20 protein-coding genes are annotated in these 21,859 nt (G+C 58.9%); 7 read left to right on the top strand and 13 right to left on the bottom strand.

Features of this window, described 5'->3' with window-relative positions; genetic code table 11:
- Positions 1-91 precede the first annotated feature (91 nt).
- Positions 92-3,751 (bottom strand): PKD domain-containing protein, encoded by a 3,660-nt coding sequence (locus MU846_RS13185; protein WP_246953492.1) that lies wholly within the window; start codon positions 3,749-3,751, stop codon positions 92-94.
- 404 nt (positions 3,752-4,155) lie between these two features.
- Between MU846_RS13185 and MU846_RS13180 the strand changes: the two genes are divergently transcribed.
- Positions 4,156-5,367, top strand: a complete 1,212-nt coding sequence (locus tag MU846_RS13180; RefSeq protein WP_246953490.1) for an ATP-binding protein — start codon at positions 4,156-4,158, stop codon at positions 5,365-5,367.
- A gap of 27 nt (positions 5,368-5,394) precedes the next feature.
- Here the strand turns inward: MU846_RS13180 and MU846_RS14790 are convergent, their stop codons facing one another.
- The 9 genes from MU846_RS14790 to hemJ all read right to left on the bottom strand — a co-directional run bounded on the left by MU846_RS14790 (position 5,395) and on the right by hemJ (position 13,516).
- Positions 5,395-5,661 carry a YkgJ family cysteine cluster protein gene (locus MU846_RS14790; protein WP_371738995.1) on the bottom strand — a complete coding sequence of 89 codons (267 nt, stop codon included), beginning with the start codon at positions 5,659-5,661 and terminating at the stop codon, positions 5,395-5,397.
- Positions 5,658-6,725, bottom strand: a complete 1,068-nt coding sequence (locus tag MU846_RS13175; protein WP_246953488.1) for a lecithin retinol acyltransferase family protein — start codon at positions 6,723-6,725, stop codon at positions 5,658-5,660. The genes MU846_RS14790 and MU846_RS13175 overlap by 4 nt, the downstream gene beginning before the upstream one ends.
- A gap of 15 nt (positions 6,726-6,740) precedes the next feature.
- Positions 6,741-8,069, bottom strand: coding sequence for a hypothetical protein (locus tag MU846_RS13170; RefSeq protein WP_246953486.1), 1,329 nt, complete (start codon positions 8,067-8,069; stop codon positions 6,741-6,743).
- Between the two features lies 1 nt (position 8,070).
- On the bottom strand, positions 8,071-8,454 hold the full coding sequence (locus tag MU846_RS13165; protein ID WP_246953484.1) for a hypothetical protein: 384 nt from the start codon (positions 8,452-8,454) through the stop codon (positions 8,071-8,073).
- Positions 8,455-8,501: 47 nt separating this feature from the next.
- Positions 8,502-9,530 (bottom strand): helix-turn-helix transcriptional regulator, encoded by a 1,029-nt coding sequence (locus MU846_RS13160; RefSeq protein ID WP_246953482.1) that lies wholly within the window; start codon positions 9,528-9,530, stop codon positions 8,502-8,504.
- Between the two features lie 565 nt (positions 9,531-10,095).
- Positions 10,096-11,382, bottom strand: a complete 1,287-nt coding sequence (hemL, locus tag MU846_RS13155; RefSeq protein ID WP_246953480.1) for a glutamate-1-semialdehyde 2,1-aminomutase — start codon at positions 11,380-11,382, stop codon at positions 10,096-10,098.
- Positions 11,383-11,446: 64 nt separating this feature from the next.
- Positions 11,447-12,064, bottom strand: coding sequence for a thiamine phosphate synthase (gene thiE / locus MU846_RS13150; RefSeq protein WP_246953478.1), 618 nt, complete (start codon positions 12,062-12,064; stop codon positions 11,447-11,449).
- The gene (thiD, locus tag MU846_RS13145) at positions 12,061-12,852 is read right to left on the bottom strand and encodes a bifunctional hydroxymethylpyrimidine kinase/phosphomethylpyrimidine kinase (RefSeq protein ID WP_246953476.1); all 792 of its coding nucleotides are present in this window, start codon (positions 12,850-12,852) and stop codon (positions 12,061-12,063) included. Before thiD ends, thiE begins: the two co-directional genes overlap by 4 nt.
- A gap of 244 nt (positions 12,853-13,096) precedes the next feature.
- Entirely contained in the window at positions 13,097-13,516 is a 420-nt protein-coding gene (gene hemJ, locus MU846_RS13140) for a protoporphyrinogen oxidase HemJ (RefSeq protein ID WP_246953554.1), read from the bottom strand.
- 160 nt (positions 13,517-13,676) lie between these two features.
- Here hemJ and argC point away from each other — a divergent pair, with 160 nt between their 5' ends.
- The 5 genes from argC (at position 13,677) to MU846_RS13115 (ending at position 17,380) form a co-directional block, all read left to right on the top strand.
- Positions 13,677-14,735 (top strand): N-acetyl-gamma-glutamyl-phosphate reductase, encoded by a 1,059-nt coding sequence (argC, locus tag MU846_RS13135; protein WP_246953474.1) that lies wholly within the window; start codon positions 13,677-13,679, stop codon positions 14,733-14,735.
- Entirely contained in the window at positions 14,735-15,490 is a 756-nt protein-coding gene (locus tag MU846_RS13130; RefSeq protein WP_246953472.1) for a DUF6776 family protein, read from the top strand. Before argC ends, MU846_RS13130 begins: the two co-directional genes overlap by 1 nt.
- On the top strand, positions 15,474-15,908 hold the full coding sequence (locus tag MU846_RS13125) for a bactofilin family protein (RefSeq protein ID WP_246953470.1): 435 nt from the start codon (positions 15,474-15,476) through the stop codon (positions 15,906-15,908). The genes MU846_RS13130 and MU846_RS13125 overlap by 17 nt, the downstream gene beginning before the upstream one ends.
- Before the next feature lie 57 nt (positions 15,909-15,965).
- A complete protein-coding gene (gene erpA, locus MU846_RS13120; RefSeq protein ID WP_246953468.1) occupies positions 15,966-16,304 on the top strand; it encodes an iron-sulfur cluster insertion protein ErpA in 339 nt (112 codons plus the stop codon).
- Positions 16,305-16,408: 104 nt separating this feature from the next.
- A complete protein-coding gene (locus MU846_RS13115) occupies positions 16,409-17,380 on the top strand; it encodes an NADPH:quinone oxidoreductase family protein (protein WP_246953466.1) in 972 nt (323 codons plus the stop codon).
- Positions 17,381-17,434: 54 nt separating this feature from the next.
- Here MU846_RS13115 and MU846_RS13110 read toward each other — a convergent pair whose 3' ends face one another.
- The 3 genes from MU846_RS13110 to MU846_RS13100 are packed head-to-tail and all read right to left on the bottom strand — an operon-like array spanning position 17,435 to position 20,106.
- Positions 17,435-17,665, bottom strand: a complete 231-nt coding sequence (locus MU846_RS13110; protein ID WP_246953464.1) for a DUF3820 family protein — start codon at positions 17,663-17,665, stop codon at positions 17,435-17,437.
- A 31-nt stretch (positions 17,666-17,696) separates the two neighbouring features.
- Positions 17,697-18,797, bottom strand: coding sequence for an anhydro-N-acetylmuramic acid kinase (locus MU846_RS13105; protein ID WP_306799411.1), 1,101 nt, complete (start codon positions 18,795-18,797; stop codon positions 17,697-17,699).
- A complete protein-coding gene (locus tag MU846_RS13100) occupies positions 18,778-20,106 on the bottom strand; it encodes a peptidoglycan DD-metalloendopeptidase family protein (RefSeq protein ID WP_246953462.1) in 1,329 nt (442 codons plus the stop codon). Before MU846_RS13100 ends, MU846_RS13105 begins: the two co-directional genes overlap by 20 nt.
- A 325-nt stretch (positions 20,107-20,431) precedes the next feature.
- Here MU846_RS13100 and tyrS point away from each other — a divergent pair, with 325 nt between their 5' ends.
- The gene (tyrS, locus tag MU846_RS13095) at positions 20,432-21,652 is read left to right on the top strand and encodes a tyrosine--tRNA ligase (protein WP_246953460.1); all 1,221 of its coding nucleotides are present in this window, start codon (positions 20,432-20,434) and stop codon (positions 21,650-21,652) included.
- The last annotated feature ends 207 nt before the right edge of the window (positions 21,653-21,859 follow it).

Here is a 21,859-nt window from a genome sequence, read left to right as displayed (position 1 = left end):
TCTGAAAGCCGGCAGCGCAGATCAAACCCGGCGCCGCCGGCCGGCAGAATAAAATCCATCTGGCCCGGTCGCATTGCCGGGCCAGATGCGTTTAATGCAGTGTCAGCGTCTGGTTAACCTCGAAACGTGCGCCCGTTTCGACGACTTCAAACGAGAATTGCAGAATGGCCTGGAAGACGTTGATGCGCTGCACCTCCAGGGTGAATTCAACAGAGGAACCCTCTGCAATCACCTGGCCGTTATGAAGCCCGTTGATCTGCGGGGCCAGCCCAAGGCCCGTCGATCCGACCACCACGGCCGCGACATCTGTGAGCGAGTAATCCTGCCCCACCGCAGTGATGCGATAGGTGTCCAGCGTGAACATGGTCGGACAGTTGTTGCCCACGCAGCGATAACTGTGGCTGGAGTTCCCGTTTAAACGGTAGGGCATACTCCGCTCGCGCCATGTGTCTGGCCCGGTGAAGCTGCTTTGATAAAACTCCAGCTTCAGATGGGGCGGATCTTCGGCACTGATTTTCACGGTTGCGGCGTCGCTATTCAGCTCACCATCATTCACCACCAGTTGAATAACGTAATCCCCGGCCTTGTCGGGCACCAGCGCGGCGGTAACCTCGCCGGCATCGGTGAGCACGGCGCTGCTGCCCTCGGGGCGGGAGCGCATTGTCCAGTGATAGCTGAGTGCATCGCCGTTGGGATCGCTGCTGAGGCTGCCGTCGAGATAAACCTGATCCCCCACAGTGACCGCTTGATTCTGGCCGGCATGTGCCACCGGCTGGTGATTGGCCACGTGCGCAGTAAACGTCACGCGAGCGGGCGCGCTGTCCAGCTGGCCGTCGTTGACCACCAGTTCGAGCACATAAGCGCCTTCCACATCAGCAACAAAATAAGGCGAGGCGGTGACTGCATCGCTCAACTCGGCAGCACTGCCCTGCGGGGCGGAGACAAAGCGCCACAGGAACGTCAGCGTATCACCATCCGCATCGCTGCTTGCTGACCCATCAAGCAGCACCGTATCGCCCGTGGCCACAGCTGTATCAGCGCCGGCATGTGCCACCGGGGCGGCGTTGGCACGCGAAGCCTCGATGGTTACACGATCACCAATGCTCTCCAGCTCGCCATCACTGACCACCAGCTCGATGACATAAGTGCCTTCCGCGTCGGCGATAAAAGAGGGCGCCGCCGCATTGTCGCTGGAAAACACGGCGCTGCTTTCCGCGGGGCGGGAGACGAATTTCCAGTGATAGGAAATCAGATCACCATCCGGGTCGCGGCTGGCGCTGCCATCCAGCTGCACCGTGTCGCCTGCAACCACATTCTGATCCGCCCCGGCGCTGGCCGTTGGCCGGCTATTGGCTGTCTCGGCGGTGACCGTGACCGTGACAGGCGAGCTGTCCAGCATTCCGTCGCTGACTATCAGGCGCAGCCTGTACAACCCTTCCACATCGGCGGTAAAAGAAGGCCGTACCACTGCCGCATCGCTCAGCGTTGCAGCACTGCCGGGTGGCAGCTCGATCAACGACCATTGATAGGAAAGCCGGTCGCCATCTGCTTCATGGCTGCCGCTGGCATCCAGCGACACCACATCGCCCGTCTTCACGAACTGATCGCTACCGGCATGGGCAACAGGCGGGCTATTGAGGCGCTCGGCATTGATGGTCACCAGCGCCGGCTCACTATCGGCCTGGCCATCGCTGACAATCAGCTCGATCACATAATTGCCGACCGCATCGGCGATGAAAGCCGGCCGCGCCGTATCGGCTTTGTTAAGCGTGGGCCAACTGCTGGTGGGCGCCGCCACCAGCTGCCAGTGATAACTCAGCGTATCGCCATCGGCATCAAAACTGCCGCTGCCATCCAGCGTTACGGTGTCACCCGCTTTCACAAACTGATCCGCGCCTGCATGGGCCACGGGCGCACTGTTGGGGCGCTCGGCAGTAATCGTCACGGTAGCCGGTGCACTGTGTTCCTCGCCATCATTGACCACCAGTTCGACCACATAATCACCCGCCGCGTCAGCCGTAAAGCCGGGCCGGGCGGTGTCGGCAGCGTGCAAGATCGCGGTGCTGTCGTCGGGCATGAAAACGAAACGCCATTGATAGGCCAGCGCATCGTCATCCTCATCATGGCTTGCGCGGCCATCCAGCGTGACCGTATCACCCACCATCACCTGCTGCGCCGGGCCGGCATCCGCCGCCGGCCTGCGATTGGCTGCTTCTGCCGTCACTGTTACGTGCGCCGGTGCGCTGTCGAGCTCACCGTCATTGACCACCAGCTCAAGCACATAAGTGCCCGCCAGGTCAGCAACAAAATAGGGCGAGGCAGTGGCCGCATCAATCAGCTCCGCAGCGCTGTCGTTCGGCGCAGAAACAAAGTGCCAGAGGAACGTCAGAGCATCGCCATCTGCATCGCTGCTTGCCGAGCCATCGAGCCTCACCATCTCGCCAGTAACGACAACCACATCCGGGCCGGCATGCGCCACAGGCGCGGCATTGGCACGCGAAGCCTCGATGGTTACACGATCACCAATGCTCTCCAGCTCGCCATCACTGACCACCAGCTCGATCACATAGGTGCCGGCCATATCCGCAACAAAAGCAGGCGCCGCAAAATTATCCTGGGAAAAAGTGGCCGTGCTACCCGTGGGGAGAGAAACGAAATGCCAGCGGTAGGACAGCAGATCGCCGTCCGGGTCATGGCTGGCGCTGCCATCCAGCTGCACCGTGTCGCCCTCGACAACATTCTGATCTGCTCCGGCGTTGGCGGTGGGGCGGGTATTCACCGCCTCGGCTGTCACCACCACGGTGACAGGGGCGCTCTCCAGCACACCATCGCTGACGATCAATTGCAGCGTGTAAACGCCCTCCGCATCAGCCGTAAAAGAGGGCCGAACCGCCACAGCATCAGTCAGCGTCGCCGCGCTTCCCTGCGGCGCTTCGAGCAGCAGCCACTGATAAGACAGGCGATCTCCATCCGCATCGCGGCTGTGGCTGCCGTCCAGCGACACCGTATCACCCACCTTCACGAACTGATCACTGCCCGCATCCGCCACCGGCGGGCTGTTGGCCCGCTCGACATTGACAGTGACTCGCGCCGGCTCGCTGCTGGCCTGGCCATCACTGACAATCAGCTCGATCACATAATCGCCCACGGCGTCGGCAGCTGTGGTGAATGTGGGGCGCGCACTGTCGGCCTTCTCAAGCACTGGCAAACTGCTGGTGGGCGCCTGCACCACACGCCATTGATAACTCAGCGTATCGCCATCGGCATCAAAGCTGCCGCTGCCATCCAGCGTCACGGCATCGCCCGGCTTCACAAACTGATCCAAGCCAGCGTCCGCCACCGGTGGGCTGTTGGGGAGCGCAGCCGTAATCGTCACCGTAGCTGGCGCACTGTCCGCCCGGCCATCACTGACAATCAGCTCGATCACATAATCACCGACAGCATCAGCCGTAAAGCTGGGCTGAGCAGTGCTGCCATGGCGCAACGTCGTGCTGCTTGCATCAGGCATGGCAATAAAACGCCAGTGATAAGCCAGCGCATCGCCATCGGCATCAAAGCTGCCGCTGCCATCCAGCATCACCGTGGCGCCGGCCACGACCTGCTGCGCTGCGCCGGCATCAGCAATGGGCGCCGTGTTCTCAGTTTGTCCGCCGCCGCGGTTGCTACTGCTACTGCCGCCACAGGCGATCAGCAGCGTAGAAAAGAGCAGCAAAAGCGCTGCTTTACAGGCAATAAAATTATCAGCTTTCATGCTTTCCCCATGAGACTATAAATAAATGAGAGGCGAGGTAAGCAACGTTATTCACGCCTCCTGATGCTCAGGGCGCCTGGCTATACGCGGCGGGTTGGTGCTGGTGCCTGGTTGATGGCTGGTGCCGGCGTATAGCGATCCCTTGGGGGGAGTATTGGGGGGAGGGGCGCCATATGGTGTCGCAGAAGAGCTGACAAGAGCGCGGCGAGCCTTAGGCGGGAAGTCTGCGCCGTAGCCTGCCGGCGCGGCTAAACGCTCGTCAGAGGTAGTACTTTTGAAGTGCGACCGGGGCGCTGAGAGGCTAAAACGACTATTGATGAGGTGTAAAATCCACCACCAACATGGTGGAATATCCTCCATTAGCATGGTGTAATATCCGCCACCAAGTGGAGGATTTTACACCTATGTACCCACGAAATATGAGCCCCTTGGTGCTGGAAGCGCTTGGCGATTCGCCAGTGGTGCTGCTAAACGGGGCGCGCCAGGTAGGCAAAAGCACTCTGGTGCGTGGCATCAGGCCGGACGTGCGTTACCTCACCCTTGACGACCCGGCTGTATTGGCCGCCGCCCATGCCGACCCGTTCGGCTTTGTCGCCGGGCTTGACGGCCCCGTCTGCCTCGACGAGGTGCAGCGCGCGCCCGGCCTGTTTCTGGCCATCAAGGCAGAGGTAGACAAACAGCGCACGCCGGGGCGTTTTCTGTTGACCGGCTCGGCCAACGTCCTGCTCTTGCCTCAAATGGCGGAGTCACTTGCCGGGCGTATGGAAATACTGGAACTGTGGCCGTTGGCACAATGCGAAATATCCCGGCAGCCGTTCAGCTTGATCGATCTCCTGTTCGCGGGAGATTTTGCCGAGCATTATCCTTTTGAGCGCGGCGACTTTATCAAACGCCTGCGCGCGGGCGGCTACCCCGAAGCCGTAGAGCGCCGCAGCGAACGCCGGCGAGAAGCCTGGCTGGAGAGCTACCTGGCCACCATCCTGCAACGCGACGTGCGAGATCTGGCGCAAATCGAAGGGCTGACCGATCTGCCCCGGCTGATGCAGCTGCTCGCCGCACGCAGCGGCGGCTTGCTCAATAATGCCGAGCTATCACGCAGCTCAGGCATCACCCAGACTACGCTCAGGCGTTACCTTACCTTGCTGGAGACGTTGTTCCTCATACGCCAAGTGCCGGCCTGGTCATCCAACCTGGGCAAGCGCCTGCAAAAATCGCCCAAGCTTTTTCTCTCCGATTACGGCTTGATGGCCCACTTGCAGGGCCGGAGCGAAGCCAGCGTAACCGAGGGCCATGGCCTCCCCGGCGCACTGATGGAAAGCTTCGTTCATGCCGAGTTGGCCAAGCACCAAGGCTGGGCTGCAACGCGCACACGCTTGATGCACTACCGAACCACGACCGGCGTGGAAGTGGATTTTGTATTGGAAAATCGCCGTAGCGAATTGGTAGGCATTGAAGTGAAAGCGGCCGCCACCATCAAGGCCAAAGACTTCAACGGCCTGCGCCACCTGCGTGACACCGCGCCTGAACAATTCAGGCGCGGTGTGCTGTTCTACACGGGGGAGGAAGTGGTGCGCTTTGACGAGCAGTTGGTGGCGGTGCCGGTGGGGGTGTTTTGAGAAAAAGTGGTAGTTGTTAAGGCTACTTTAAAGATGTCGATTTTTAATTATTTCACAGGCTTGAAGGTTGATGCTAACAAATTCACTCCATGAGTAATTATTCTTGTAGTTCTTAAAATACTGGGTTTTTACGCAACATATGTCAGGTCTCGTCTCGTAAATAAGACATAAGTCAGTGTTCTCATCGAGGTGGCGACAAGTGCCGTCACCCCGATCTAAGAATCGAGTTTCATCGACGCTGTCAACTTGTCTACAGCAGCCCCCGCATTGAGAGCAAGGAAAGGAGTTGCTCAAAATACAATCTCGTTTTTGCTACGAATAGCAGTTTCGAACTCATGAAACGAGGCATAAGGTGCACGCTGCCCAACTTGATAAGCAACGTTTGAGAGAGCCGAGGAAAACTTATCAACATCCCAAGTTGCTAGAGAACGGTGCAATTGATCCATGGCCATAGATATCTCATGAGACCCTTCTTGAAAATACTTGTTAAGAGAAAACTCAAGCTCTTCTCGGCTTCGGTCAATTTTTTCTATAAGGCTATTGCAAATGGCCTCGATTTTCTCCCTGCGTTTCCTTGCAACGTGCACGATATCCGCTTCTCCGAGTGAGATCATTCCTGATTGGTTAAGTAAATTCCCTAGGAAGTAACCAACTGTTGCTCCAGCAAGGGCTCCAACGAGAGGTATAGGGATGGCGATTTGGCCAAATGTAGTGTAGTACGCAGCGGAAGAAACATTGATTGCTGATCTGCTTACTTCCGTAAGAAGCTGGTAGTGGTCAATTTTTCCAGAAAGGTACCCTTTGATTGCACCAACAGAACTTGTGAGAGACGCCGCTATCCGAGTATTTGGTAATGCTGCAAGAGCAGCGGTGGTAGCAGATGTAACTTGATGGCTTATATGAATGTCGTAAATGCACCAGTTAACGAAATGTTCGCAGTTATTAAATACAAGATTGTACTTGTCCTCGCCGAGTCGCCTATGCGCTCGTTGCACGACTTCAGCCCTAGGAAACTTTGCACGCCTATGAGGCTGGACCGAGTAACTGCCGTTGTTACCGTGAAATTCTAATAAAGTTACTTTTTCCACCGGAGCGGAGCTAAAGCCATCAGCGAATCCGGCGTAGTGAATAACCATCCCGTCTCCAACGTAAATACCGTGATGGGTATAGCCAGGTCTTGGTTTAACAAGGTGGTCGCCAAGCTTTGGGTTTTCTGCTTCAGCAAGAAGCTTTTTACCATCTATAATTTCATCATGGATAGAGTTATTAAACAAAATGTCCAAAAATTTGTGTGTCTCATGCTCAATAACCAAAGAGGTATGTTTTTGTAGGTTGTTGGGTGTGGCTATTTGGGACATGGTTTAATCCAGCTTTTATTTAGTAAGGGCTGTGAGCTCGGAGCGTGCCTGATCCACAATGCTTCTCGATTTAGAGGAAAGTATGCCATCTTCGTTGATTATGGGAGTGGCGCAGATATCTTTTATGACTTTTGCAATCGATAGTGCCATAAAAACACCTTTCTTATCTGCATCGGACATTAAGTCATAAACTATCTTGTCTTCTGATATGCGTGCAGAAACTGATTCCAGTTCGTTTTTATAGCTGAAGAATAAGCTTTTGGCTGCCTTTTCCGAGAGCTTCTTGGTAGGCTCCCGGATACTAATTTCTTCGTCTGAAAGTTCATTCGCGCATCGAGAAAAAACAGTTTTAGATTGCGCCAAAAAGCGCGCTTCATAAGGGTTGCTCAGGAAGAAGTAACGTACTTTATTCCAGAAGCCCTTCCTGGAGTTCAGGTAAAAATCAAGAGTAGTTTCTTGCTTCGCGAGATCGATTAGAATCGAGCTTACTTTGCTCTGTCTTTGCTTCGCCTGACGAGGGCCCTCTTTTTCCACAAGAGTAGTCAGGCCGGCGAGCAGCGGCTGGAACGCGTCGTTTAACTCGTTAAGGACATCACGGATTTGCTCTGTACGCTTTCTTATGCCATCGGAAGTGGTTCGCGCAAGGTTCATCTCGGAAATGGCTAGCTGGGCTTTTTTATGGTTAGCGCGGGCATTTTCAGCTGCTTCGGCTGCTTTTGCCGCTGCCATCATGCCCCCCACAGCAAGCACCGGACCTGCTACGATACCGCCAAGAATCGCCGTGCCTCCGGCCACGCCTAAGCCACCACTGGCGATGGACCCAAATCCAAACCAAGCCAAGGTGGCGTTAGTTGCTGCAACGCCGCTGAGTCCGCTGATAGCTGCACCGGTCGATGCAGACCCTAGGAAACCCACGCCCCCGTAAGCAGCTAAGCCAACGAGTCCGCCGCTGCCCAAGGCGGCAATTCCGCCCTTAATTACATCTTGAGCTTCAAGAGTAAATATCTCTAATTGGCTGTACTCTCCTGCACTGACTATTTCTAAATTCGGGGCATAGTTCGCCAGCTCATCATGCTGTATGGCTTTTATCTTGTTAAAGTTATGAATAAAAGGGGTCAGGGAGTTCTCGTACACTGATAACTTCAGGGAACCAAGATCTTCGAATGCCTGAACGGCTTGATTGCGTGATCTTTTTAAGGCATTTTCCGCACCTTTTAGTGATGTTGTAGTGTCAGACTTGATACGATTAGCTTCGTTGTAGTCGGATGTGGCATCAAATGCTTTTTTCGCGCCGTAGCCGCCAGCGACGACGGCTGCGCCTACGAGAATTAAGGGTAGTGGCATTTTATTGCTCCATGAAGGTAGTGGCTTCTTCGATAAGAATAAATTGTTTGCGTACCCAGGTTTCTATATCGTCTAAGAGTTGGTCTTCTAATAAAAGATCATCGGCGACGTTCTCGATAATATGGCTTTCCTCTTCATGGTAGGTTTCGTCAGCGAGCGCCATACCCATGAGTTCAATAATGAGCGACACCTTGGAGCGGCGGTCTGGGAATACTTGGGCTAATGACGGAGGCTCTGAAGGTTTTGCGCCCTCAATGCATTGTGATTCAAGGCGATCATATAACGCCTTTTCTTTGAGGGATACTTCTCCATTTGCCAACATGACTTTTTTCGCCAAATACAGCAGAGCGTTTTGCTGCTGCGGGTCTAAATTCTGTAAGAACATTTTAATTTCCTCATTTGTGAATTTTAAGTTTCAATTGGCATGGAGCGTCAAGGTGCGCTGTAACGGCTTAAAAGGTTATCTGCCTCCCGCTTGATGTCCTCCACCCACTCCCCCGGCGCCCGCACCCTGATCTGACTGTTCAACCCAAATATCCACCACAACGTTTCCTGATCCATAGGCACCGTCGCATACAGCCGCTTCCAGTCCGTATCAGGCTGCGGTTCGATGCGCTGGTCAGTGGAAAGGGGCGTTTCATTCAGCAGCCAAGCCACTTGGGGGCTGATATCCGCCACCAGCTCCGTTGTTTCGCCGTTGCCTTGATGCCAGCCGAATGCGCCCGAGGCGATGTATTCGTCGATATCGAATTCGGTGGGCTGCTGCCCTGTTTGCACTACGGGCCCGAGCACGTTGCAGTGTTGAATCCGGTGCAGTGCAAAGCGGCGTGGATCGGTATAACCATCCACCGTCGCGACCAGATAAGTGATGCTATGGCGGCTGACGAGGCCGAGCGGGTTCAAGGTAAGCAGCTTGTGTTCTGCCTTGCTGCGGCTGAGGTAGTTCACGGCCAGCTGCTTTTGCTCCATCAAGGCGATGGAGACGTTTTCCCACACACCCGGCACGAGGGCGGCGGGGATCAGGGCTTTTCCTGGCGGCAGTGCGCGCACGCGCTTGGCCCAATGGGCAACGCTGTTGGCTTCCAGGGAGCTGAGGTAGTTCTGAGCGGTGCGGAAGCGGCTGGCCAGATGGTCCAGCACGCTTTGCGGCAAGATGCCGGTGAGATACTGCTCGATCAGGTGCAGGGCGAGTGCGCCCGGTGGGCTCTCGCTGATGAGCGGATCGTCCATGGTGTCAGCAACCCGATACCAGCGGTAGGGCGGTTTTTCGTCGTCGCAACCAATCGGGAAATACGGTGCCAACTTGTTGGCGAGATCTCTTTGCAGTGTGCGCGGGCTGATGTTGAAGCCGCGTTCGCGCAATTTTTCGTGCAACGTGGATGTGGCTGCGCGGTTTGGGTGACGCGGGATCAACGAGTAAAGCACTAACAGCCGGGCAAGCGGGTCCTTGGGATCTGACATGAATTGTCTTTCCATAGATTTCTTTTAGGAGTGTCCCGCCTCCCCCCGATTTGGGACGTGGGTCACGATTTTATTCAGAAAGGTGCTCTGATATCTAGCGTGATGGTGACTTGATAGCGCGGTGATGCGACATATCATGTCGCGCTAAAAAAATATTTATTTTTTAGCGATAAATTTCACTCAGGAAGAGAAAAAAACAGTTTTCAGAAGAGATAAATATTTTTGTCTCCGCCACATCGGTCATTTGACGAAAACATGCTTTTACTTTTATTGCGCATCAGAAATGTACAGCTGAAAATTTGTGAGAGGTCGCCATTTTGCGAGGCGAATTCAAATTGATCGCGCTGCTTTTTATTTGCTGTGGTGTGGGAGCAATGAAGAGAGGTGGAGTTGCCTGCATGTAAGCATTGAGCCCGCTGCTGCGGCGCAAGCTGCGAGTAAGTGAAAGATCAAAGCTGCGAAATGGATGTGGCGGGCAATTGTGGATGGCGGCAAGTGTGAATTGTTGCCGGAGCAGAGCCGTGCGCGCAACAGGGGCGGTTGGCGCCCCTGTTGCGGTGTGCAGCTACAGCAGGGCGAGTACGGTGCGGGCTTGTTCCAGAGTGAAGTCAATATCTTCCTCGGTGTGCGCGCTGGAAACGAAGCCTGCTTCAAACGCAGAGGGCGCCAGGTAAACGCCGCGATCCAGCATGCCGTGGAAGAAACGCTTGAAGCGTTCCTGATCGCACTGCATGACGTTGTCGAAGCGGGTGATGCGTGTCTGATCGGTGAAGAAGAAGCCGAACATGGCGCCCACCTGATTTGTTGTCAGGCCGATACCCTGTTCGCGAGCCAGTGTGGCCAGGCCCTCCATCAGCCGTTCGGCGCGGGCGGCCAGGGTGGCGTGGAAATCCGGCTGGCTGACTTTTTGCAAAGTGGCCAGGCCAGCCGCCATGGCAACCGGGTTGCCGGAGAGGGTGCCTGCCTGATACACGGGGCCGGCGGGTGCCAGGTGCTGCATGATGTCGCGCCGGCCGCCGAAGGCGCCGACGGGCATGCCGCCGCCGATGATTTTGCCGAGCGTGGTGAGATCCGGCTTGATGTTGTAATGCGCCTGGGCGCCACCCAGCGCGACACGGAAGCCGGTCATTACTTCATCGAAAATCAGCAGGCTGCCGTGGTCGTCGCAGAATTTGCGCAGCCCTTCCAGAAAACCGTTCACGGGCGGCACGCAGTTCATGTTGCCGGCCACGGGCTCGACGATCACGCAGGCGATGCGCTCGCCGTGTTCCTGAAAGCAGGCTTCGACGCTGGCGAGATCGTTGTAGGTGAGCGTGAGGGTGTGCTCGGTGACGGCTTTCGGGATGCCGGGGGAGCTGGGCACGCCCAGTGTCAGGGCGCCGGAGCCGGCTTTGACCAGCAGGCTGTCCACGTGGCCGTGGTAGCAGCCTTCGAACTTGACGACCAGATCGCGGCCGGTGAAGCCACGGGCCAGGCGGATGGCACTCATGGTGGCTTCGGTGCCGGAGCTGACCATGCGCACCTGCTCGATGGAGGGCACGAGCTCGCAGACTTTTTTCGCCATGGCAACTTCGATGGCGGTTGGCGCACCAAAGCTCATGCCGGCGTCGATGGCGGCGTGCACGCTGGCGAGCACGTCAGCATCGCCGTGGCCGAGGATCATCGGGCCCCAGGAGCCGACGTAGTCGATGTAGCGGTTATCGTCTTCATCGAACAGGTAGGCACCCTCGGCGCGATGGAAGAATACCGGGGTGCCGCCCACGCCATTGAAGGCGCGGACGGGGGAGTTTACGCCGCCGGGAATATATTGGCGGGCATCACGGAACAGGGTTTCGGACTGTCTACGAACCATGGGAACCTCTTGCTGGGCAGGCCGGCATCGCGCGGGTCTGAAATATGCATGGATGATCGGGCGGTCAGAACAGCTCGGCGAGCTGGCGCGCTGCGGCGTGTATGTCTTGGGCGCCAAATAGCGCATGGACGACCGCCAACATGTCGGCGCCGGCATTTATCAGTGCTGGCGCATTATCCGCATTCACGCCGCCGATCGCTACCCGAGGCAGGGCAATGGCGCTGCGGGCTTGTTGAAGCAGCTCAACGGTGGCAGCGGGGGCGCCGGGCTTGGTGTACGAGTGAAAGAAACGGCCGAAGGCGACGTAATCGGCGCCTTCGGCCATGGCTTGCTCGGCAAGGGCCAGGCTGGCGTGGCAGGTGATGCCGATGATCGCCTCGGCGCCCAGCATCTCGCGGGCCTCGCTCAATGGCGTATCGCCCTGGCCAAGATGGACGCCATCAGCCTGGCAGGCGAGGGCCAGCGCCGGGTCGTCGTTGATCAGAAACAGGGCGTTGTGGGCGTGAGTGAGCTCCCGCAGCTGCCGGGCGCGGGCCAGCCGGAGGGCGGGGCTGGCCTGCTTGTCGCGGTATTGGAGAAGCCGGGCGCCGCCTGCCAGTGCTTGCGCGCAGGCGGTGAGCAACTCCTTGCCCGGCGTCAGCTCCGGTGCGGTGATGGCGTACAGGCCGCGCAGGCGTGTCATGGCTCGATGGCCTGCGGCCGGCGCTCCGGCGGCCGGCGCTCCGGGATCATTTGCCCTTTGCCCGCTTGCCAGGCGTTGAGCAGGCTCTGATGGACGTATTCCTGGGCGCTTTCCAGTGCTTCCGGGAGCGTCTGCCCTTGTGCCAGAAATGCGGCGCAGGCAGAGGCGAGGGTGCAGCCGGAGCCATGGAAAGTGCCGGGCAGGCGCGGCCAGGTCCAGCTTTGCTGCTCGGCAGCGGTGAACAGGTGGTTTTGCACGGCGGGGGTGTCATCGTGGGTGCCAGTGATCAGCACCGCAGGGCAGCCGCTGGCAAGCAGGCGGGCGCCGCACGCTTCGATATCTTCGGTGCCGACCAGGCGCTGCGCTTCCGGTAGATTGGGGGTGGCCAGCACCGCACGCGGCATCAGTTCGCGCAGCACGGCTTCGGGCACCGAATCGCCGGAGAGGCTGCCCCCCGCTTCGGCGGCCAATACGGGATCAAGCACCACCGGCACACCGGGCAGGCGATCAAGCAGGCTGGCAATAAAACGGATAACCGCCGGGCTGCCGGTCATGCCGATCTTCACGGCAGAAAAGCTCAGATCGTCAAGTAATGCCTCCGCCTGGCGCGCCAGCAGTGCCTCTGGCACCAGCTCGAAGCCTTGCACGTTCTGGCTGTTTTGCACTGTCAGGCCGGTGATCAGCGTGGCGGCAAAGCCGCCGAGGCTGTGGATCGCTTCGATATCCGCGTGGATGCCGGCGCCGCCAGAGGGGTCGTGCCCGGCGATCACTAGAATGTTAGGTTTCACGTCGTTCTCCGAGCGTCAGAGTGGGGCCGGGGCGGCATGGCCCCTCCATCATTCGTATGCAGTGCTGTTGCCTGCGCTGTTCTGCCGCGCGCTATTGGTCTGCCTGGCGCGGCAGCAGTAGCGGGCAGATGCCCTGCCAGCCCCGGCGAGCTGCCGCCAGCGCATATCAAGTGGGCTGGCGCCGCGTAGCCCACGAGAGGCCATGCAATATCGGCGGGCCTGTTTACGCTTCGATAAGCCGGCGTCAGAAAGGCTTCACCACCACCAGAATCACAATGGCCAGCAGAAACAGCACCGGCACTTCATTGAACCAGCGATAGAACACATGGCTGCGCGTGTTCGCATCGGCGGCAAACTTCTTCATGTAGGCCAGGCACATATGATGGTAGCCTACCAGTATCAGTACCAGCGTCAGCTTGGCGTGCATCCAGCCCATCTTCAGCCAGATCGGGTTGAGGTACAAAAGCCACACGCCCAGCGCCAGCGTGGCCAGCATGGAAGGGGTCATGATGCCGCGGTAGAGCTTGCGCTCCATGATCTTGAACCGTTCGCGGCTGGTGCTGTCTTCGGCCTGGGCATGGTAGACGAAAAGCCGGGGCAGGTAGAACAGCCCGGCGAACCAGGTGACAACGGCAATGATATGAAACGCCTTGACCCAGAGCAGCATGGTGAGGCTCCTGCGCGCAAATGCATGTCTATGAAGGTGGCGCGCATCATAGCAGTGCCGGGGCGGTGCGTCCCGAGTAGGCGTGCGGGTTGCTGGCGGAGCGGGGCCTTTCTATCATGCGGCCCCTTGCACGAAGGTTTGAGTGGAGTAGGCAATCATGAGTGGCGCAGCGAAGGCATTCCGGGCGGGTATCGTCGGTGGCACAGGCTACACCGGGGTCGAGCTGTTGCGACTGCTGGTGAATCATCCTGTGGTGGAGGTGGCGCGCATCACTTCCCGTAGCGAGGCCGGAACCGCCGTGGCGGATATGTTCCCGAGCCTGCGTGGGCATCTGGATCTGGAATTCACCGTGCCGGATGTGGCGCAGCTCTCGGAGTGCGACGTGGTGTTCTTCGCCACGCCGCATAATGTCGCCATGCGCATGATGCCGGAGCTGATGGCAGCCGGCGTACGGGTGGTGGATTTGTCAGCGGATTTCCGGCTGCGGGATGCCGATCTCTGGTCGCGGTGGTATGGCGAGCCGCACATCGCCCCGGAGCTGCTCGCGCAAGCCGTATATGGTTTGCCCGAGATCAACCGGGAGAAGATCAAGGATGCGCAGCTGGTGGCTTGCCCCGGTTGTTACCCGACTGCCGTGCAGCTTGGCTTTTTGCCGCTGCTGGAAGACAGCCTGATCGATCCGATGCAATTGATCGCCAATGCGGCTTCCGGCGCCAGCGGTGGCGGTCGGCAGGCGAAGATTCCGATGCTGCTGGCGGAAGCCGGCGATAACTTCAATGCCTACGGAGCCAGCGGGCACCGGCACTTGCCGGAAATCGAGCAGGGGCTGGCCGATATTGCCAATGATCCCGTTGCGGTGACATTCGTGCCGCATCTGTTGCCGATGATCCGGGGCATTCATGCAACGCTGTATGCGCCACTGCGGGATTCCACCCTGTCGCTGGCCGATATCCAGGCGTTGTTCGAGGAACGTTATGCCAATGAGCCGTTTGTGGATGTCATGCCGGCCGGCAGCCATCCGCAGACGCGCTACGTCAAGGGCGCCAACTATTGCCGTATCGCCTTGCACCGCCCGCTGGATCGGGATGTGATCGTGGTTTTGTCCGTGATTGATAACCTCGTCAAAGGCGCCTCGGGCCAGGCAGTGCAGAATATGAACATTATGCTCGGGTTGCCGGAGCGTGCCGGGCTGGAGGGCGCGGCGCTGCTGCCGTAATGATGAAGAAAAAACGTGGCCCCGTAAGTGAAATGACACTGGTGCCGGTGGATTTGCGCCGGCAACGTCAGCAGCGCCTGCAGCGCATCATGCTGGCGATCATCATTATTCCGCTGGTGTTTGCGGCCGGCTATTTCAGCGCGGGCAATGGCGGCTGGGGGGCAGGTATCGAGCAGCAGCGCCTGCGGATGAAAGTGAGCAGCCTGGAAACCAGCCTGCGCGAGGCGCGTGATGAGCTCGCGCTGCATCGCACCAGCAGCGAAGTGTCGTTTCAGGCGCAGGAGCAGGTGCGCCAGGAGCTGCGCGGGCTGCGCGATCAGATTGCAGAGCTTGAAGAGGCGGTCGCCTTTTACAAGAACGTGATGGCGCCGGGTGATGGTGAGCAGGGCTTGCGCATCGAACGCTTTGATCTCGCCCCGACAGAGGACGAGGGGGTGTATCACTATCGCCTGGTGTTGACACAAGTGGGTGATAACCGCGATTTCATCGCCGGCTCGATAACGTTGACACTGGAAGGACAGCGGGCAGGCGAGCGGGTCAGCATTCCCGCCGCCGAGCTTGTGCGCACGGATGCCAGCAACACCCGGTTCCGCTTCCGTTATTTGCAGGAGCTTTCCGGCAGTGTGGAAGTGCCGGCGGATATCCAGCCGGGGAATATAAAGGTAGAAGCCGCCGCCACCGGTAGGGGGGGGCAGCGGGTGGAACGACAATTCGGTTGGCAGCTACAGGAGAGAGACAGTGCTCGGGCGGGATAGAAAAGCAGCACGAGAAGATTACCGTAACCATACATTGGTGGCGCCGAGCGCCGAAATTCGGGGGGATATCATCTTTTCAGGCGGCCTGCATGTGCAGGGGCGCATCGAGGGCAACATCTCGGTGGGCACCGACGGAGGCCGGCTGGTGGTGGGCGACAGTGGTGCGGTGAAGGGCGAGATTCGTGTGCCGGATATCGTCATCAATGGCCGCGTCGAGGGCGATGTGCACGCCACCGGCAAGCTGGAGCTGGCTGAAAAGGCAGTGATCGAAGGCAACGTCTACTATAATCTGATCGAAATGGTGGTAGGCGCCCAGGTCAATGGCAAGCTGGTACGCCAGGGTGAGCCCAAGCATTTGCCCGCCCCTGGCAAGAAGGCGGAGCCGACTCCGGCCGCCGCCAGCGAGGCCAATACTTGACTATAATAGTCAGGTATCTGACCATTTGGGCATGATGATGCAGGTGTTGTTGCTCAAATGACTGATAGCTTGGTAATGAATTTCACCGATCGTGCGGCCGCCAAGGTGCGCGATCTGCGTGACGAAGAAGGCAACCCGGCACTGAAGCTGCGCGTGTATATCACTGGCGGTGGGTGTTCCGGGTTTTCCTATGGCTTCACTTTCGATGAGCAAGTGAAGGAGGATGACACCGTGGTCGAGAACGGGGATGTCTCGTTGCTGATCGACGCCATGAGCATCCAGTATCTGGCCGGATCGGAGATCGATTACGATCAGGGGCTGATGGGCGCACGTTTCGTGGTTCAAAACCCCAATGCCACCTCGACCTGTGGCTGCGGCTCTTCCTTTTCAATCTGACCTTCCTGCCCATGGCGGCTCGCGATTCAGACACGGCGTCATTGCGCGAGCCCGCCCGGCTGCTTACCCTGCATGCACCCTTCGTTCGATAACAAGAGGTGGCCATGCGTGCCCTGCAAGTGGAAGCTTTTTCTGACCCCTCGGCCTTGAAGGTCGCTGATATTCCCGAACGCTCCCCCGGCAAAGGGGAAGTCATGCTGGAGATGGCCGGCGTTGGTATTGGCTATTTCGACGGCTTGCTCGTCAAGGGTGAATATCAGATTCGCCCGCCGTTGCCGTTTGTGCCCGGCAGCTCCGTCGCCGGCGTGGTGCACGAGGTGGGAGAGGGCGTGACGGCTCTGGCACCGGGAGATCACGTGGTCGCTTTCGCGCTGCTGGGCGGGCTGGCGGAAAAAGTGACTCTGCCGGCGCAATCCTGCGTCAGACTGCCGAAAGATGTGCCACTGCTGGATGCCGCCAATTTCTTTATCGCCTATGCCACTGGCCTGTACGGCCTGCGTGAATGCGGCAATCTGAAAGCGGGCGAAACCCTGCTGGTGCTGGGTGCTTCCGGCACCACTGGCTCCACGGCTATCGAACTTGGAAAAGCCCTTGGTGCCAGGGTGATTGCCTGTGCTTCCACTGAAGAAAAACGCCAGCGTTGCCTTGAAGCGGGGGCGGATGCGGTGGTCGATTACACGCGCGAAGACTGGCGCAAGGAAGCAAAGGCTATTGCCGGCAGCGCCGGTGTGGATGTGGTGTATGACCCGGTCGGCGGCGACATGGCGGAACCGGCACTGCGGCTGCTGGCACCCGGCGGACGCTATCTGGTGGTCGGTTTTGTCACCGGCATTGCGCGCATACCGCTTAACCTGCCGTTGTTGAAGCGCTGTTCGATTATCGGCGTCAACTGGGGCGGTGAAGTCATGGCCAACCCGGCCGTGGTGCCCCCAGTGATCGGCCAGCTGGTGGAGTGGACGCTCGCCGGCAAACTCAAGACCGCACCGGATCATGTTTATGCCATGGCAGATGCAGGGGAGGCCTTCCGGGCGCTGTTTGAGCGGCGCTCAATCGGCAAGATTGTCGTCACTCCTTAATGGTTTTGCTGGCGCGGGGGCGTGCGCCCTCGCGTTGATCACTCGCGTTAACCATCAGGGGGTTTGCAGCAAAGGTGCCAGCATTTCCTCCAGCCCGTTGAGTTTGATCTCGTAGATCAGCGCCAGTTGCCGGCCCAGGCGGCCCTCCGGGAAGCCCTTGCTGTGATGCCAGACCAGGTAAGGCTCGGGCAGCTCCAGCAATTTGCGGCCCGCATACTTGCCATAAGGCATGATCTGATTGACGGCGCTGAGCAGCTCGTTGCGGGTATTTTCCGATTCGGTCATGGTGAGCTCATCTTGGTAGCGTGCGCCGGCTTCAGGCCGGGTAGCAGGCTCCGAGGATGGTGTCACGGCGGGCGCCCGTCACTTGCGGCGCGTTGCCGGCGACGCCATTAAGGTGCGCCCATGCCAGCCAAGCGAAGGCGCTGGCTTCGATTGTCATCGGATCCAGGCCCTGCTCGGCGGTGCTGTGGACGGCTGCCCCCGGCAGAGTGGTTGCCAGCGCTGCCATCAATTGTCGATTGAAGACGCCGCCGCCGCACACAAGCACTTTGTCCGGCGAAAAATGCGCCACCGCATCAGCGACGGTGTGTGCTGTAAAGGCTGCGAGTGTGGCTTGCACATCTTCTGGCCGCTCACTGCCATGCAGGCGTGCCGCAAGCCAGCCTGCGGAAAACAATTCGCGGCCAGTGCTTTTGGGGTGGGGGAGCCGAAAATAAGGCTCATCCAGCAAGCGTTGGAGCAGCGGCGCCAGCGGCTGGCCCTCGGCGCCCCATGCGCCGTCGCGATCAAAGCGCGCGCCGGTGTGCTGGCGGCACCACAGATCCAGCAGCACATTCCCCGGCCCAGTATCGAAACCTGCCACCAGTTTGCCGCCGTCGAGCAGTGTGACGTTGGCCATCCCGCCTATATTGACCACCGCCCGGCGCTCTCCCTGTTGTGCCAGCATGGCCTGATGATAACGGGGCACCAGCGGTGCGCCCTGGCCGCCCAGTGCAATATCGCGATTGCGGAAATCGGCAATGGTGGTGATGCCGGTACGGGCAGCAATGATATCCGCGCTACCGATTTGCAGGCTGAAACCGATGGCCGGGCGATGGCGTAACGTCTGGCCATGGCTGCCTATGGCAATGATATCGGAGGATGGCCGGCCGGCCTGTGCCAGCACAGCCTGAGCGGCCTCGGCAAAGCGCTCGCCGAGGTGCACATGCAGTGCACCCAGGCGCTCGATCTCATCCGGGCCGCTGCCATTCAGGGCAAGAATGGCATCGTGGGTGGCATCGTCCAGCGCGAGGCTGGTGTGCGCGAGCTGGTGGCAGCGGTTGGCGTCGATCTGCACCAGCACCGCGTCAATGGCGTCGGCGCTGGTGCCTGACATCAGACCAATGAAAAGGCCGTCAGTGGAAGTTCTGGGCAAGTGTAAATGCCTCGGCGTGCAGGGCCATCTGGTTGCGCAGACGGTTCGCATAAACCAGAAATTGCTGGCGCTCCTGATCTGATACGCCCTGCGCTTTGGGCAGTTGCACCGTGAGTGGGTCCCGGTGCACGCCGTTGACCAGAAACTCATAGTGAAGGTGGGGGCCGGTAGCAAGGCCAGTCATGCCCACGGTGCCAATGGTCTGGCCCTGGCGCACGCGCACGCCCGGCCGGATGCCGCTGGCAAAGCGGTGCATGTGGGCATAAAGGGTGCTGTACTGCTGGCCATGCCGGATCACCACCGTGTTGCCGTAGCCACCCTTTACACCGACGAACTCCACGCGGCCATCGCCGGATGCGCGAATCGGGGTGCCGGTGGGTGCGGCGTAATCCACGCCGCGATGCGCACGGATGGTATTGAGAACCGGGTGGCGGCGATTGGGATTGAAGCGTGAGCTGATGCGTGCAAATTCCACCGGGGTGCGAATAAAGGCGCGGCGTAACGAATTGCCATTGGTGTCGAGAAACTCGACATCCCCCGCACTGGTTTCATAGCGGTAAGCGGTCAGATTGCGGCTGCGGTTATTGAATTCCGCCAGGGCAATATTGCCGACGCCGACCTTCTCACCGTCCAGAAACAGCTCTTCATACAAGACCTTGAAGGAATCGCCGGCGCGTATATCAAGTACAAAGTCGATGTCCCAGGCGAAAATATTCACCAGCTGCATGATCATGTTGTCGGTCAGGCCGGCGCGTTGCGCGGAGAGAAACAGCGAGTCGGTGATGGTGGCTTCGGCGTAGCGCATCTGGCGCTCGAACTCGCGCACCTGCTCGGTAACCTGCCAGCCCTCTTCGGTCAGCTCGGCATGAAGCGATTCGATCAGGCTGACCTTGTGCTCCAGTGCGACCAGTTTGCCGTCTTCATCCAGCGCGACGCGTAACACATCGCCGGGGCGAATCCGTGTCAGTGTTTTCAGGCGATCATCTGCGGTGACCAGCCGGTGCACATCTCCCGGCGTGACTCCTTCCCCTTGCAGCAACCCGGAGAGTGTGTCGCCGGAGGCGACGGTCAGCTCCCGCCAATCCCATACCGGCGCCGCCGGAGCCTGAGCTGTGGAAGGTACCTCTGCTTGCAGGCGCGGTGTCGGGGCGGGTAACTCAAGAGGGCGGGGGGCGACGGTTGCCGTGTCGGAGCCGGCTTGCGTATCGGCAAGTGAAAAAAGCGCTGTGCCAAGGATGGCGACCAGAGCAAAACAGGCCAGCAGGTGGCCCCGAGGGAAACAGCGCACCAGCTGCACTAATCGGGTCATAACGAATCCCATATTAGGTGGTTTGTTAGCTTGTTTACGTAACCCCCGGAAAAGTCGAGGAACTGGGAATCTCCAGATCAGAAGATAACCGCCTTTCCCCAGGGCATTCAAGTGCTACAATACGCGGCCGTTTTACCAGATGTTGCAAGCTGACGAAGCTTGCAGGCGATATTTCTCAGGCGACAATCACGAGTGCCGGGCGCGTATCAGGGTGCCGGCCGCCGCGCAGCGTGGCGGCGTGTCCATATATAGGCGCATTTCCAGGCGCAGCAGGGCAGCTATGTTGGCCTGCAAAATCAAACCGGCTGTATATAAAGAGGTAGGCATGGCCGATCAGGATATTCTGGAGCAGACGCTGGCGGTCATTCGCCGAGGCACGGAAGAGATCATCCTAGAAGAGGATTTGCGGCGCAAGCTGAAATCAGGGCGCCCGTTACGCATCAAGGCAGGCTTCGATCCTACTGCGCCGGATCTGCACTTCGGGCACACGGTGCTGATCAACAAGTTGCGCCAGTTTCAGGATCTGGGCCATCAGGTGGTGTTCCTGATCGGTGATTTCACCGGCATGATCGGGGATCCCAGCGGCAAGAGCGCAACCCGCCCGCCGCTCACCCGCGAGCAGGTGCTGGCCAACGCCGAGACCTATAAAGAGCAGGTGTTCAAGATTCTCGACCCGGCCAGGACCGAGGTGCGCTTCAATTCCGAATGGATGGATCAGCTCGGCGTCTCCGGCATGATCCGGCTCGCTGGTCAGTACACCGTGGCACGCATGCTGGAGCGGGATGATTTCGACAAGCGCTACAAGTCAGGTCAGCCGATTGCCATTCACGAGTTCCTGTATCCGCTGATTCAGGGGTATGACTCAGTGGCCTTGAAGGCGGATGTGGAGTTTGGTGGCACCGACCAGAAGTTCAACCTGTTGATGGGGCGCACCCTGCAAAAGCATTACGGCCAGGAGCCCCAGGTATGTATTACCGTGCCGATCCTGGAGGGACTGGACGGGGTGCAGAAGATGTCCAAGTCGCTTGGCAACTATATAGGTGTGACCGACGCGCCTGGTGACATGTACCGCAAGCTGCTCTCGGTGCCGGATCAGCTGGTCTGGCGCTATTTCGAGTTGCTGAGCCTGCGCAGCCTGGACGAGGTGGCGGCCTTGAAGGCCGACGCCGACGCCGCCGGCAACCCGCAAGAGGCCAAGAAAGCACTGGCGGAAGAGCTGATTACCCGTTTTCACGACGCTGCAGCCGCTGCGGCGGCGCCTCGCTCGGCGGGCAACCAGATCGCGCTGGGGGAGATTCCCGAGAATCTGCCGGAGGTAGAGCTGAAGGCAGAAGAGGAAGGAATGCGGCTGCTCGACGCGTTGCGCCAGGCCGGGCTGGCGCAAAATGGCAAGGCGGCCAAGGATGTGCTGGCGCGTGGCGCGGTCTACGTGGATGGGGCCGCCGTGGATGGGGCCGCCGCCGATCCGGGGCTGGTGCTTCAGCGGGGGCAGGTTTATGTTATTCAGGCGGGCAAGAAGAAGATCGCCCGAGTCCGTATAGTCTGAATATTGGCCGAATTGGTCGGTATTTGGCCGTTTTGATGTATTCTGAAAGAAAGCTGAAGAAAGTGTTTGACAGGGGGCGGGCTATGAGTAGAATGGCCGCTCTCTCGACGAGGCCCAGCCTCGAAGCGAAGCGCTCTTTAACAATCAGGCAGACAAACGTGTGGGACCTGTTCTGTGTCGGGTGTAAGTTTATTCGGCTACAGAGCA

Source organism: Alcanivorax quisquiliarum (assembly GCF_023051175.1).
GTDB classification, from domain to species: Bacteria; Pseudomonadota; Gammaproteobacteria; order Pseudomonadales; family Alcanivoracaceae; genus Isoalcanivorax; species Isoalcanivorax quisquiliarum.
Note: the sequence above shows the minus strand (reverse complement) of the source record. Positions and strands in the feature narration are given on the sequence as shown.